Source organism: Collinsella sp. AF18-8LB (assembly GCF_003459795.1).
Lineage (GTDB): Bacteria > Actinomycetota > Coriobacteriia > Coriobacteriales > Coriobacteriaceae > Collinsella.
In genome coordinates, this window is record NZ_QRWU01000005.1 from 36,923 (window position 1) to 50,765 (window position 13,843).

At 60.0% G+C, this 13,843-nt stretch carries 10 protein-coding genes; 6 read left to right on the forward strand and 4 right to left on the reverse strand.

Features of this window, described 5'->3' with window-relative positions:
* Positions 1-75: 75 nt before the first annotated feature.
* The 6 genes from DWX25_RS06350 (at position 76) to DWX25_RS06375 (ending at position 9,124) form a co-directional block, all read left to right on the forward strand.
* Positions 76-1,674, forward strand: a complete 1,599-nt coding sequence (locus DWX25_RS06350) for a beta-galactosidase (protein WP_117798879.1) — start codon at positions 76-78, stop codon at positions 1,672-1,674.
* Positions 1,675-1,921: 247 nt separating this feature from the next.
* Complete coding sequence (locus DWX25_RS06355) at positions 1,922-3,352, forward strand: 6-phospho-beta-glucosidase (RefSeq protein WP_117798880.1); 1,431 nt, start codon at positions 1,922-1,924, stop codon at positions 3,350-3,352.
* A 297-nt stretch (positions 3,353-3,649) separates the two neighbouring features.
* Entirely contained in the window at positions 3,650-4,756 is a 1,107-nt protein-coding gene (locus DWX25_RS06360; protein WP_117798923.1) for an ATP-binding protein, read from the forward strand.
* Positions 4,757-5,208: 452 nt separating this feature from the next.
* The gene (locus DWX25_RS06365; protein ID WP_158557563.1) at positions 5,209-7,008 is read left to right on the forward strand and encodes a histidine kinase N-terminal 7TM domain-containing protein; all 1,800 of its coding nucleotides are present in this window, start codon (positions 5,209-5,211) and stop codon (positions 7,006-7,008) included.
* A gap of 2 nt (positions 7,009-7,010) precedes the next feature.
* Positions 7,011-8,504: a sensor histidine kinase gene (locus tag DWX25_RS06370; RefSeq protein ID WP_117735649.1), complete on the forward strand. Its 1,494-nt coding sequence runs from the start codon at positions 7,011-7,013 to the stop codon at positions 8,502-8,504.
* Entirely contained in the window at positions 8,501-9,124 is a 624-nt protein-coding gene (locus tag DWX25_RS06375) for a response regulator transcription factor (protein ID WP_117798882.1), read from the forward strand. Before DWX25_RS06370 ends, DWX25_RS06375 begins: the two co-directional genes overlap by 4 nt.
* Positions 9,125-9,318: 194 nt before the next feature.
* Here the strand turns inward: DWX25_RS06375 and DWX25_RS06380 are convergent, their stop codons facing one another.
* The 4 genes from DWX25_RS06380 to DWX25_RS06395 form a co-directional block, all read right to left on the reverse strand.
* The gene (locus DWX25_RS06380; protein WP_117798883.1) at positions 9,319-10,158 is read right to left on the reverse strand and encodes a hypothetical protein; all 840 of its coding nucleotides are present in this window, start codon (positions 10,156-10,158) and stop codon (positions 9,319-9,321) included.
* A gap of 80 nt (positions 10,159-10,238) precedes the next feature.
* Positions 10,239-11,477, reverse strand: coding sequence for an SPFH domain-containing protein (locus tag DWX25_RS06385; RefSeq protein ID WP_117798884.1), 1,239 nt, complete (start codon positions 11,475-11,477; stop codon positions 10,239-10,241).
* 48 nt (positions 11,478-11,525) lie between these two features.
* Positions 11,526-12,848: a hypothetical protein gene (locus DWX25_RS06390; RefSeq protein ID WP_117798885.1), complete on the reverse strand. Its 1,323-nt coding sequence runs from the start codon at positions 12,846-12,848 to the stop codon at positions 11,526-11,528.
* 24 nt (positions 12,849-12,872) lie between these two features.
* Positions 12,873-13,610 (reverse strand): DUF4428 domain-containing protein, encoded by a 738-nt coding sequence (locus DWX25_RS06395; protein ID WP_117798886.1) that lies wholly within the window; start codon positions 13,608-13,610, stop codon positions 12,873-12,875.
* Between the last annotated feature and the right edge of the window lie 233 nt (positions 13,611-13,843).

Below are 13,843 nucleotides of genomic sequence, written 5' to 3' on the forward strand. Positions count from 1 at the left end.
CTGGTCGCGCGTCCGGTGCTCTCAACACGGCTCGGCCCTCAGGGGGTTGAAACAAAACGGAAGAATGGAGTTGCCATGGCGGAGATTCCGCAGTTGTACACCTGTGCTGGCGGCGGGCAACGCCTGATGGTGGACGGCCGGCCCTATACGCTGTTTGCGGGCGAGTGCCATAACTCCGCCTCGGGTGGGCGCCGCGCCTTTGCGGATGCTCTCGATCGCGCGCGGGCGCTCGGTATGAATACCGTGCTCGCCCCGGTTACCTGGGAGCTTTTGGAGCCCGCAGAGGGCGAGTTTGACTTTGGCCAAGTGGACATGATGCTCGAGCTTGCCCGCGAGCGCGGGCTGCGCCTGGGCGTGCTGTGGTTTGGCGCGTACAAAAATGCGCAGTGCTACTATGCGCCCGCGTGGGTCAAACGCGATATCGAGCGTTTTCGCCGTGCGCAGATGGTGCCCGGGCAGAACAAGGTTCGCTATGCCGAGTTCCATAACTTTGAGATCACGGCGCTTTCGCTCTATTGCGAGGAGACGCGCGCGGCGGATGCCGGCGCCTACGCGGCTTTGATGGCGCACCTGCGCGAGGTGGATGCGCAAGATCATACGGTGATACTCGTGCAGGTAGAAAACGAGTGCGGCCAGATGGTCGCGGCACGTGAGCACTCGCCTTGGGCGGATGCCGCCTTTGCGGAGAGCGTGCCTACGGAGCTGATCGAGGCGCTTGCGGTCGATCCTACCTCCCTGGCGTCTGAGCTTGCGGAAGCCCTTGAAGCGGGCGCCGGCTCTGGTTCGTGGGAACAGGTTTTTGGCGAGCATGCCGAGGAGATGTTTACCACCTACCACATGGCTCGCTACGTGGAGGCGGTCGCCGCAGCGGGCCGCGCCGAGCATCCGCTGCCCACGGCCTGCAATTGCTGGCTCGACAAGGGTCACAAGCCTGGGCGCTTTCCCACGGGCGGTCCCAACCTGCGCGTGATGGGCGTGTGGAAGCATGCCGCCCCGAGCATCGACATGCTGGGCCCCGATATCTACATCCCGGCGTTTTGCAAGGTCTGCGACGAATATGCGTGCGAGGACAACCCGCTCTTTATCCCCGAGACCGCGACGCACGCCTACGCCGCCGCGCGCCAGGTCTGGGCGGTGGCCCATCACCATGCCCTGTGCTTCGCTCCTTTTGGCTACGAGGAGATGGGCGAGCCCTTTGGCGATTCGGCGGGTATTCTCTTTGGCATGGATACGAGCGACCCCGCTTTGCTCACGCCTCAGGACCGGGAGGAATATGCGGAGGTCACGCGTGGGCTGGCTCAGTTATTTGAACTTGCCGAGGACGATGCCGCGTACGCGACGCTCGATGCCGTGACGAGTGAGGTGGCAGCCGAGGGCCTGCTCGATATGGGTTCCATAGCAATTAAGGTGAGCTTTGATGAGGGTGCCCTGCCCGGTGCGTGTGCGGTCCTTCGCGCCGCCGACGGCGCCGTGTACCTGCTTGCGCTTCGTTGCGGCTTGGCGCTCGAGTCGCACGCGGCGGGTGAGCCGCATGTGGATGTGGCGTCGCTCGAGACGGGGACCGTTGAGAACGGCGCGTGGGTGCGCGACTGCCGTCTCAACGGCGACGAGGTCGCCATTATGCGCTATAGCTCTCCCGTGCTTCTTCGTTTGGAGGCCATCACGTACGCTTAGCCGCAGTCATTGCCGCCCGGCCCCTCACTTCCTTTCCTCCCCGGGGACGGGTTCCTGTGGAGGAAAAACCTCGAGAGGCGAACCTGTTGCCAGGGGACGAAGCGAGGTATCAGGAAGTGTCAGTCGCTGCGGGCGGATGAGGCCGTTGGGGCGAAAAGAAGTTTCGAGCTGTGCCGTTGCCGTTGAGCGACGCGCTGTTTGTAGAGATACTGAACCTATGACAATTATCGTGTGAAAGGATCGATGTATGGCTTTCCGTAAAGACTTCCTGTGGGGCGGCGCGACGGCTGCCAACCAGTGCGAGGGCGCTTACGACGTGGATGGCCGCGGCCTAGCCAACGTGGATGTGGCACCGCACGGCCCCGAGCGCTATGCGGTGGTCTCCGGCCAGCGCAAGATGCTCGACTTCGAGGACGGCTATTACTACCCCGCGCAGACTGGCATCGATTTCTATCACCATTACAAGGAGGACATCGCCCTCTTTGCCGAGATGGGCTTTAAGACCTTCCGCATGAGCCTGGCGTGGACCCGCATCTTCCCCAACGGTGACGAGACTGAGCCCAACGAGGCCGGCTTGGCCTTCTACGAGGACGTGTTCCGCGAGTGTCAGGCGCACGGCATTGAGCCGCTCGTGACCATCACGCACTTCGACTGCCCGATTCACCTCATCAAGGAGTACGGCGGCTGGCGCAACCGCAAGCTCATCGACTTCTACAAGAACCTCGCGACCACGATCTTCACCCGCTACAAGGGCCTGGTGAAGTACTGGCTTACCTTCAACGAGATCAATATGATCTTGCACCTGCCGTTTATGGGTGCCGGCCTGGTCTTTGAGGAGGGCGAGAACAAGGAGGCCGTCGAGTACCTGGCCGCCCACAACGAGCTCGTCGCCAGCGCCTGGGCAACCAAGATCGCCCACGAGATCGACCCCGAGGTCAAGATCGGCTGCATGCTCGCTGCCGGCACCTACTACCCCTACAGCTGCCGTCCGGGCGATGTGCGCCAGGCGCAGCTCGATAACCAGGACAACTACTTTTTCGTCGACGTCCAGAGCCGTGGCTACTATCCGGCTTATGCGCTCAAGAAACTCGAGCGCCTGGGCATCGACGTGGGTATGACTGACGAGGATCGCGAGGTCCTGGCCGCCAACACCGTCGACTTCATCAGCTTTAGCTACTACAGCACCCGTTGCTCTGCCGGTGCCGATAACCCCGATGTTGAGAAGACCAAGGGCAACGCCTTCGCCGGCGCCAAGAATCCCTATCTGCAGGAGAGCCAGTGGGGCTGGGCCATCGATCCGCTGGGCTTCCGCATTACCCTCAACGACCTGTACGACCGTTATCAGAAGCCGCTGTTTGTGGTCGAGAACGGCCTGGGCGCCAAGGATGTTGTCGAGGAGGATGGCTCCATCAACGACGACTACCGTATCGACTACCTGCGCCAGCATATCGAGACCATGCGCGACGCGGTGACCGAGGACGGCGTGGACCTTTTGGGCTACACCACCTGGGGCCCGATCGACCTCGTCTCTGCCGGCACCGGCGAAATGTCCAAGCGCTACGGCTTTATCTACGTCGACCGCGACGACGCGGGCAACGGCACCCTCAAGCGTTCCAAGAAGAAGAGCTTCGACTGGTACAAGAAGGTAATCGCCACCAACGGCGAAGATTTGGCCTAAGGGCACTGAGGCACTCAACCTTGGGGCTCCAACTCTCCTCGCGTACCTAAAGTACGCTTCGTCGGGCTTGTCGCTTCCAATCTTGAGCACCTCAGGCCCTTAGGAGGTGGACCTGACCGCCGCATTTCGAAAGTTATGCTTTATAGCTTCCTAACCAAGGCGCCCGGCGAGCAGTTTATGCCCGCCGGGCGCTTTGTTAAAAGAAGTGAAAGAAAGCAAAAGAAGTTAAAACTTGCAAAAGAAGTTAAAACTTGCAAAACTAGTGAAAGCAGGATAGAGCTGACGGGGGAGTGTTCCATGGATGTGCCCATTAATCCGTTTACGCCGACATTTGGCATCGTCCCGCCAATTATGGCCGGCCGCACGTATCTTATTGATGATGTTGTGCGAGCGCTCGACCGCGGACCCGGCGATCCCAACTTGGCAACAATCTATGTTGGCGCACGAGGAACAGGTAAAACGGCCCTGCTCTCATACCTTAGCTCCGAGGCGCAAAGGCATGGTTGGATTTCGGTCGGCGTGGCTGCTGCTCCTGGAATGTTGGAAGACATTTACGAGCAAACGCGTGAAGTTGCGGCTGAATATATCGATAGCGGCTTAAATCCTAGGCTCAGAGGTTTGAGTGTGGGCCAGCTATTTAGCGTGGAATGGGAGCCGGAGCAGGCACCTTCGGCAAACTGGCGCACGCGGATGACTCGCCTTATAAAAGCTTTGGACAAATATGACATCGGTTTGCTGTTCACGATCGATGAGGTGTCGGCTTCGTTCGATGAAATGATTAGTTTTGCCTCTACGTACCAGATGTTTGTGCGCGAAGGCCGACGTGTGGGAGTGCTGATGGCGGGGCTGCCGCATCAGGTGTCAATGCTGCTGCGCAACCAGTCCGTTTCATTTTTGCGTCGATCAGTTCAGCACCACTTGGGGAATATTAGCGACAAGGAAATTGCCGTTGCATTGAAGGAGACCATCGAGGGCGGTGGCAGGCGCGTGAGTGCTGACGGCCTTCAGAAGATGGTAGATGCCATCGGCGGTTTTCCGTTTCTTATGCAGCTCGTCGGTTTCCGCTCTTGGGATATACGGCCTCAGGCAGAAGAGATAACCGCCCAAGATGCTGCAAGGGGCATTGCGCTTGCGCGTTCTGACATGGAGCAGCGCGTGTTGGCGCCGACGTATTACGAACTGTCCGAAGGCGATAAAGCGTTCTTGGAGGCAATGCTTGCAGACGGGGGCGAGAGCAAGATTGCGGACGTTGCAGAGCGAATGGGCGTAAAGAGCAATTATGCGTCGCAATACCGCGCTCGCCTGATTGAGCAAGGGATTATTGGTGAGCGCGGCCGAGGAAGGGTTGGCTTTGACCTTCCGTATTTTAAGGAATACCTAGAGGAGACCCTCGCTGTCGATTAGTCATTGGGGGACGTTCTTGTTTGACTGGTCGTTTAAGAATGTCCCCAATGACTACTTGCCTAATTATCACCATTGTTTACCAGCGCGTTTAACCGAATTTACAGTTACCAATTAACCAAATATCAATTTTTTGGTTAACCATATTTACGCATTTCAATTAACGAAACAGATTAAACATGTACTGTTTGAGTTGGCACTTGGGGACGTTCCTTTTCTGTCGGCACCTGGGGACACTCCTGAGAGGTAGTCATTGGGGACGTTCTTAAACGACTAGTCGTCAGGGACACTCCTTGCGCGCCCTGCCGTCTGCGGATTTTGGGACATGCGGCCCGCTTTTTTAGCCCATCTGTCGGTACACTAAAAGCACTATGGGTACCCGCGAGCGACATATCGGTCACGCGGCCGCCCGATCCGCACCCGCGGCGGATCCCAGGGGCGGCAAGCTCTTTGCCATGCCGCGATTCCTTGTTGGCATATCGCATCGTGTATACCGCCGCCGCGTCTTTGCTATCGCCGGCGCCATCACCGCGTTGTTCCTTATGCTTTTAGCGGTCTTGCCGGCGCTGTTCGCCTCGGACCCCAAGCTTTCCAACACCGTGCCCGTCTATGGTGAGGTGTCCAAAGAGGTCGCGGACGAGCTTGCCCATACGAGCTCCTTTCCGCTACTTGTCGCCGCAGTCACGTTTTCAATCTGGGGCGTTCTCGCTTACCTGCGCTGCCTGGACTATATGTTGCGCCGCCGCCTTGTTGCTATCGCTGCCATCTGCCCCCTGTGGATGATCGAGGTCATCTTTAAGTACAACTCATTCACGCCAACTTACGCCACGCTGCTTTGGTACCTGTACTACGTGCCCATGACGCTCATCCCGCTGCTCTTTCAGCTATGCGGCATGCGCCTCGTGGGCGTGGAGCAACATCGCGCGGGCCGCCGCTACCGCACGGCCTTGTGGATTGCGGCCGCCCTGCTTATCGCGTTTGTGCTCACCAACGATGCGCACCGGCAGATATTCCACTTTGACCGCGCAAGCGAAACCTGGAGCAACGACTACACGTATGGCTGGGGTTACTTTCTCTTTCTGGCGTGGACGGCTTTTAACGTCGTTGCCTTTTTTGTCCTGGTGGGACGGTCCTCGTCTTATAGAATCCAGCGCTTTTCAGGCACGGCAGCACTCGTGTTGCTGGGCGGCGCGTTCTTTGCCGCTTCGTATGCCCTGCGTGTGCCCTGGGCGTGGAAACTCAACTTTTCGCTGGTCTATTGCGTGCTGTGCGTGGTAACATTCGAGATTTGCCTCGATTGTGGCGTTATCCCGTCGTATCACGATATCGCCGGCATCTTCGATACCCTGCCGCTCGATCTCAAGGTTCTGACGCGCGACTTGCAGGTGGCATATGCCACGCCGATGTCGGGACCAATCACGCCAGATGTGCGCGAAGAGCTTCGTGCGCAGGAGTACGGGCGTGCCCACGCCTTTACCGTGGCGTCTGCCCCCGATGTGATGTATCGAGCTTTTCCGCTGCTGGGCGGGTCGGCTCTCCTTGCCCAGGAGGTCTCGGAACTCAACGAGCTCAATCGCGAGCTGGCGTATCGGCGTATGGAACTGCAACGTCAAAACGAACTGCTCGCGGCCGACTATGACCTTAAGGCGCATTTGGCAGACCAGGAGGCCGAGGCGCTGCTGGTTCAAGATGTGGACCGGGCGCTTGCCCGCGCGCTCGATGAGATGTACAGCCTGCTGAGCTCGCTGCCTCCGCTTACCGACGAGGCATCCTCGCATGAGCGTTACCGCATGCTGCAGTGCGCCAAAATGCTCGTTGCCTATTGCAAGCGCAAAGGGTCGCTCACGTTGGCGCAACACGAGGAGAGCGGCTTTGACCGCGACCGTATTCAGCTGATTGCCAACGAGCTCGCAAGCGATCTGCGCACCATCGATGTCGACTGCGCCTCGATTGTCGCCATACGCCGCCCACTGCACGCCAGTACGGTAAGCGCCCTGTACGACTGCGTGTATGACTTTGCGTTTTTTGCCTACACCACCGACCATCCGGCGCTTATGTATCACTTGGGCGACCATGACCGGTGCAGTGTCGAGCTGCGCGCCACGCTTTTTTCCAACGATGATGAAGATCTTTCGCAGACGCCCGCTGCACAAGAGCTCGAAAGCGCTCTGCAAGGGCGCAACGTGGCATACCGCCTTGAGGGCGAGCCCGGCCAGCTGCGCATGATCGTCTTGATGCCGCGGACGGGTGAGTGACCATGCAGATTCCGCTTATCCTTCCTCAGATTGTTGCGCTCGACGTTGTCTTTGCCCTGGCTGCGTGTCTGCAGACGATCCACGTCCCGCTCATCGCGTCGCGGCGCTCGTCCTATAACCGCAAGGTGATTTGCGCCTACGAGGCGAGCCTTGTGCTTCACCTGATGATTTCGGCGCTCATCTTATTCGCGTCGTCTGGCTCGTATCTGGTGGCGCCGCTTGACGTTTGCGCCAGGGCAATGGGCGGAGTGCTGTGGCTCAATGCCGCGATCTTTGCCTATGGCGTGGTCCTTATGGTGCACTATCGTCGCCCTGTCATGCTGGCCGAGCTGCTGCTTGTTGTCGCCGTTACACCGCCGGTGGTTTTTGCCATGGGCTCGGCGTGGGCCGTTGTCCTTATCGCAGAGGGAGCGTTCTTCCTGTTCCGCTCCATCGCAGCGCTTTTGATGGACGTCCGTAACCGCCAGGAGGACATCACCGCGTTCTCGACGATTGAAACCATCAACGTGATTCCCGTGGGCATTCTGTATCTAGACCCGAGGGGCCATCCGCTGCTCATGAACCGCTGCATGCGCAAAAACCTGGTGGAGCTTCATATGCCCACCGACCTAGGCGATATGAGCGGTACATGGAACGACCTGCGCAAACTCAGTATGCAAATGCCCGAAAGCAGCCAGAGCCGCGTGCGCATCAATTTAGACCGCTTTGGTGAGGCGCGCGTTGTGGTCGAGGTTTCTCCCGCCGAGATTCGCCTGTTTGTGTGCGATGACGTTATGGTCTCGGGCCGTTCGTTCGAGCGCATAATCGGTCTGGATGTGACAGAGTATGCGCATGCGCATGACCGCCTGGCGCAGGCCAACCACCTGCTTGAGCTTGCGGGCAAAGAGCTCCAGGCTCAGATCGAAGAAGTCAAAAAAGTTGCCGACAACGCGGCTTATCTGCGCATGCGTGCCCGCGTTCACGATGTGATCGGCCAGCGCCTGTCTATCCTCCATCGCTATCTGGAGGAGGGGCGTTTGGACGACGAGTCGCTCGAGCAGATTGACCCGTTGCTGCGCTCAATCGCCGCCGATCTGCGCCGTGGCGGTGCCGGCGAGCCTTCGGAGCAGCTGGGCGATATCGTCCACGCCTTCGGCCTGGTGAGCGTGCAGATCGATGTCGAGGGTGCACTGCCCCAGGATGCACGTGTCGCCGCAGCATTCTTGCAGATTATCCGCGAAGCCTCGACCAATGCTACCAAGCATGCGCAGGCACATCAGGTCCACGTGCGCCTGTGGCAGGAGGGGACGGATGCTGGTGCCGTCTCGCACATGACTATTTCTAACGACGGGTCCCCAGCCCCCGTATCGTATCGCGAAGGAACGGGTATCCCAAGTATGAGGCGTGTCGCGCAAGATCTGGGCGGCAGCTTGGAAGTCCGCTCCGCCCCGCCCTTTACGCTTGCGGTATCCATTCCGCTGCACTCCAACGCCACGGTCCAAAGGAGAAGCTCATGATCCGCGTGCTCATCGTCGAAGACCAGGCCATCTTGCGCGAGAGTCTCGCACGCTCCGTTGGCGACCAGTCCGATATGACCGTTGTCGCCGCGATAGCCGATGCTTCCGAAGCCCTCGATGTCGTGCTCAAGGAGCGCCCGGACATGATACTGATGGACGTGTGCACCGAGCACGATTCCAATGGCATCGTGGCGGCAGCGCGTATTAAAGAAGAACTGCCCGAGTGCCGTGTCATCATTATGACGGGTATGCCCGAGATCACCTTTGTCGATCAGGCGCGCGAGGCGGGCGTCGATAGCTTTGTGTACAAGAATGTCGGTATCGACGAGCTGTTTGGCGTGATGCGCTCCACGCTGGCGGGCTACTGCACGTTTCCCAAACCGCCCGAGAGCATTTTCTCGGGCACGGCGGCCCTCGATGATATTGAGCTGTCGATTTTGCGCCTTGCCTGCGAGGGCAAGAGCCGTCGCGAGATCGCGGCCGAGCTGTTTATGAGTGAGGGCACCGTCAAGCGCCGCATCTCGGAGATTCTGAGCAAGACCGGCTACGACAATATCATGCGCCTGGCCGTGCATGCGGTGACCGAGGGCAGCATCGTCCCCAATATGGAGCGTCCGTAATCGATGCTCTCGACCGCGCTTCGACGCTAAAAAGCAGGCCGCCCGCCGCATCGCACCTGGAAGCGGCGGGCGGCCTGTTTGCGTGGGCAGAGCGTTGCTGGCGCAAAGCGACGGGGCCGCAGGATCATTTCCTGCGGCCCCGTCTGGTACGCGCGCGGGTTTGTCCGCCAATCCGCGGCTGTCGATGTCTGTCGCTACGCGATGGTTGCGCTGTAGGAAGCGACGTCCTCGTAGGAATCGGTCAGGTAGGCGTCGATGCCGATGGTCGTGTTGACTAGGCTGTCGAAGCTGTCAAGCGTGCCGTTCGAGAAGGTGAACTCTTCGGTGGCGTTGGTGCCGGGCATCAGGTGGGCCGAGAACCAGGCTTCCTTCATGGTGCCGTTGACGTTTGTCTTGCCGGTGGGGGCGTAGAAGGTCAGGTCCTTGTCGCTCTTGTTGACGATGTTGACGACAAAGCCGATGTCGCCCCAGTCGTCCTGGAACTTCTCGGTGATGGTGATGGTGCACAGGTCGTCATCGGCGACAGTGACGGCGGGGGAGATTTCGACGCTCTGGACATCGCCGTCTTCGACGGCCTCCTCGACTTCCTCTTCCTTCTCGGCGGCATCGCGATCCTTCTTCACGGTACCGGACAGGTCCTTATCGGACTTGCTAAAGATGAGCTTGTCCTCGCCGTCCTCAAGGACAAGCTTGCCGTCCTCGAGCTTCACGTCGGTCGTCTCCTTGTCGACGGTGATACTCGCGGTGGTAGCGTCCTTGGCCTCCCACTTTAGGTCGGAAACTTCGGAGAACAAATCGAGGCTGCCCGTGCCGTCTTCGTCCAGGACCAAGATGCAGCTGATGCCCCATTCCTCGAACATATCCATATACTCATCGGTCAGCTCTTCGCCCTCCGTGGTTCCACCCGAGAGCTTCCAGCTACCGACAAAGTTGGCCTTGGGGTCTTTGCCGCCGCTGCAGCCCGTGAGGGCAAAGGCGAGCGCCAAGACGCATGTCAGAAATGCGAGTGCGGACTTTTTGAACGTTGTCTTCATGGTGTCCTCCTTCTTGTGTGAAAACCCATAGAAGCAAATGCGGGGGTGGCGGATCCCCCGCCAATTACCAGATAAAGGGGTTAGGGCCTAGGCGTTCCGCAGTTGCTGCAGAACTTGCCGCCGTTTTCGCTACCGCAGTTGGGGCAGAACCACTTGGCCGGCGCCGGGGCGGGTGCGGGACTGCCGCACTCGGAGCAGAACTTGCCGGTGTTGGTGGCGCCGCAGCTGCAGGTCCACGTGCCGGCCGCAGGTGCGGCGGGAGCCGGTGCGGGAGCGGGTGCCGGAGCCGGCTGCGGGGCGGTCTGCTGCTGCGCCTGGCCGGCGGCGAACAGCTGGCTGGCGTTCATGCCGCCCATGCCACCTGCCATGCCCATGCCCATAAAGCCTGCCATCGCGCCGTTGGGGTTGGCCGCCGCGGCACGCATCGCGTCGCTCTGGGCGCTGGCGATGTTGGCGGCCGCCATGGTGGGGTCGCGCATGACCGCTGCCTTCTGCAGATCCTTGATCATCTGCTCGTCTTCTTGCGAGGCGGCGATGGAGTTAACGCCAAAGCTCACGATCTCGACGCCGCGCAGGTCACGCCAGTCGGCAGAGAGAACCTCGTTGAGCGCGCGGGCGAGCTCGGTGGTGTGGCCGGGGATGGCGCTGTAGCGGATTCCCATCTCCGAGATCTTGGCAAAGGCGGGCTGCAAGGCGGTGAGCAGCTCGGACTTAAGCTGGCTGTCGATCTTGTCGCGCGTGTAACTATCGGTCACGTTGCCGCATACGTTGGTGTAGAACAGCAGCGGGTTGGTGATGCGGTACGAATACTCGCCGTTGCAGCGCACGGAGATGTCGACGTCCAGGCCAATGTTGTTATCGACCACGCGGAAGGGTACGGGCGAGGCGGTGCCGTACTTGTTGCCGATGATCTCCTTGGTGTTGATGAAGTAGACGCGCTGGTCCTTGCCCGCGTCGCCGCCAAAGGTAAAGCGGCTGCCGATATTGGCGAAGGTCTCCTTGATGGAATCGCCCAGGTTGCCGCTAAAGACGCTCGGCTCGCTGCCGGTATCGAAGACGAACTCACCGGGCTCCAGCGCGACTTCGATGATCTTGCCGTTTTGCACCACGAGCATGCCCTGGCCGTCGTTGACGGCGATGACCGAGCCGTTGGAGATGACGTTGTCCTCGCCGCGCGTGTTGGAGCTGCGGCCACCGGTACGTTTGCTGCCCTTGCAGGCCAAGACGTCAGCAGGCATCGATTCGCAGTAGATATATTCCTTCCACTGGTCGGCCATGACGCCGCCGGCAGCTCCCAATCCAGCTTTCAAGAGTCCCATGGTGATCTTCCTTTCTCGTCAAAGGCCGGGTGGTATTGGTCGGATTGCTTAGTCGTCCTTGTCGTCTTTCATGACAACGGTGGTCTCGGTGTGGCTGAAGGTGTCGTGCTTCTCGGTCAGGTCGAGCTCGCCGCAGTACTCGTCGGCGTGGGTGGCCTCGTTGGCCGTCTTGAGCTGGCCTACCAGTAGCACGTCTCCGATAATCACGATGATCAGCGGCGCGATGATGTTGATGAGAATGCCCTCGACATCGAAGGTGAGGTAATCTGGATCGAAGGCGTATTCCCCCATAAAGAGAATCTGGGAGAGGATAAATCCGATCACAAAGAACAGCACCGAGGCAATAGCGAGCTTGGGCTTGGAGCAGGGGAGCTCGCCGACCATGCGGCCGGTCTGGCCGTTCATGGCAAACAGGTAGCTCTTGCCGTTCCATGAGGTGGAAAGCATCCAGACGGGGAACAGGGCGTAGTCGCTGTCTTCCCAGGTGTAGTCGAGCTGCTTGCTTTCGACCGTGGCATCGTCGTATTCGTCGACGACGGTCTCGCGCAGGGCCGAGATCGTGCTCTCCTCCATGCGGCGCTCGGCGCGCGCCTTGCACGTCTCGCAATCCTCATCGTAACGGTTGGCGATGTAGCCGGGCATATAGGCGACCGAGAACGGGCGCAGAGCCTCGTAATCAAACGGCTCGATGGCGTCCATATGGCCGTCGGGCATCTTGGACGATCCGTCGACGGGCACGCGCTTAAACGAGATATTGCCCTTGCGATAGGCATCGTAGTGGTCGGTGGTCGTGACGGTGCGGTCGGATTCCTCGGTCACGGTCTCGTTGGTCGCGTCAAAGTACACTTCGCCGTCAACGCGGGCGCCGTAGAGCCAAAACGGCACGTAGACACCTTGGACCTCGTCGATGTGGTTGCCGGTGACAAAGTTCTTGGGCAGCAAGATCTTGCCCTTGTAGTGCTCTTTGAGTGCGGCCATAACGTCATCGCGCCCGAGCTTAAACGGGATCACCAGGTCGGGCGAGAAGTCGCCCGAGAGCTGACCGGGTGCCACGGCGGGGTTGCCGCAGTATGGGCAGGTGGTAACGGCGACCGTGCCGTCCGAGACCAGCTCGGCGCCGCACGACGAGCAGATATAGCCGGCGTTTTGGGCAAGCTCCTGTACCGCGTCGTCGACAGCGGGCTTGGACGCCGTGGCCGCGGCGTCGGCTTTGGCATCCGCCTTGCCCTGGCGCTCGCGATAGAGAGCCTCGACCTCTTCGACTTCAAAGCGCGAATCGCAGTAGTCGCAGACGAGCTTTTGCTCGGCGCTGGCAAAGTGAAGGGGGCCGCCACACGCAGGGCACTGATAGTTGACGCTCTCGAAGGCCATGATCGGTCCTTTCTGCGCCGGGGACTATGCGCCGATGGCGCCGCCGCAGTATTCGCAGCGCCCACTGGCATCGGGAATCGTGGTTGCACCACAGAAGGGACAGGTGACTGCAGTCTTGGGAGCCTTGGCGGCCGCGACGCTATCGCGCGTCTCCTGGCGCAGCTGCACCAGCGCGTCGCGGACTTCGGTTGCCTGGCGCTTGGCCTCGCGGTACTCAACGGATCCGCGCTGCTCGATGGTGGAGTCGTTCACGCGCAGGCCGATCTCGGTAAAGTACGGCGTGTTGACGTGGATGGTCAGGTTAAAGTCGTAATCCAAGTCGTAGCGCGGCGGATCATAGCTCTTGCGCTCGCCGTCCTTGGTCTCGCGATAGACCTCGGTCCGATGCTCGTCGATGTCCATGTCGCAGCCGAGTACCTGCGAAAACTCGATGATGTCGGGGTTGGCGTCGCGCCAGCGGCTCTGCGAGGTAATGATCAGCTGGCCCGCGTCCTCGTCGAGCATGATGTTGGTGCGTCCGGCAGAAAGCGTGCGCGTGGGGTTGAACGACGCCAGGCGTTCGGCGTTGGCCTCGCGGTAGGCGAGCTGCTCGCGGATGTCGTCTGCGGTGCTAGAGCGCCAGCCGCTAAAGAAGGGGGAGAGCTTGCCGGCGCACTCTTTGCACAGGCAGCCTTCGTTGATCTTGGTCTTTCCCAAAAGACCCAGCTCGGTACCGCAAATCGCGCACTCTTTCTTCTCGAACATCTTGTCAAAGAAGCCCATGGCTGCCTCCCATCAACTGGTAGCGTGTGTCACTTTTGATGATGGGTGAGTGCGCGGCCTTTCACGATACCCAAGCGGCTCAAGAAGTCTCCACAACTGGGACACATGGCCCATTTTGGGCAGTCATCGGGGACGTTCTTAAACGACTAGTCGCCGGGGACACTCTTTGCCAAAGGGTGGCACTTGGGGACGTTCCTTTCTGCCGGCACCTGGGGACACTCCTTGTGGGGGGG

Coding starts and splice junctions, on each gene's coding strand:
- DWX25_RS06395 (WP_117798886.1), bottom strand. CDS start 13,610: ATGGGCTTCTTTGACAAGATGTTCGAGAAGAAAGAGTGCGCGATTTGC.
- DWX25_RS06360 (WP_117798923.1), top strand. CDS start 3,650: ATGGATGTGCCCATTAATCCGTTTACGCCGACATTTGGCATCGTCCCG.
- DWX25_RS06390 (WP_117798885.1), bottom strand. CDS start 12,848: ATGGCCTTCGAGAGCGTCAACTATCAGTGCCCTGCGTGTGGCGGCCCC.
- DWX25_RS06380 (WP_117798883.1), bottom strand. CDS start 10,158: ATGAAGACAACGTTCAAAAAGTCCGCACTCGCATTTCTGACATGCGTC.
- DWX25_RS06350 (WP_117798879.1), top strand. CDS start 76: ATGGCGGAGATTCCGCAGTTGTACACCTGTGCTGGCGGCGGGCAACGC.
- DWX25_RS06370 (WP_117735649.1), top strand. CDS start 7,011: ATGCAGATTCCGCTTATCCTTCCTCAGATTGTTGCGCTCGACGTTGTC.
- DWX25_RS06385 (WP_117798884.1), bottom strand. CDS start 11,477: ATGGGACTCTTGAAAGCTGGATTGGGAGCTGCCGGCGGCGTCATGGCC.
- DWX25_RS06365 (WP_158557563.1), top strand. CDS start 5,209: ATGCCGCGATTCCTTGTTGGCATATCGCATCGTGTATACCGCCGCCGC.
- DWX25_RS06375 (WP_117798882.1), top strand. CDS start 8,501: ATGATCCGCGTGCTCATCGTCGAAGACCAGGCCATCTTGCGCGAGAGT.
- DWX25_RS06355 (WP_117798880.1), top strand. CDS start 1,922: ATGGCTTTCCGTAAAGACTTCCTGTGGGGCGGCGCGACGGCTGCCAAC.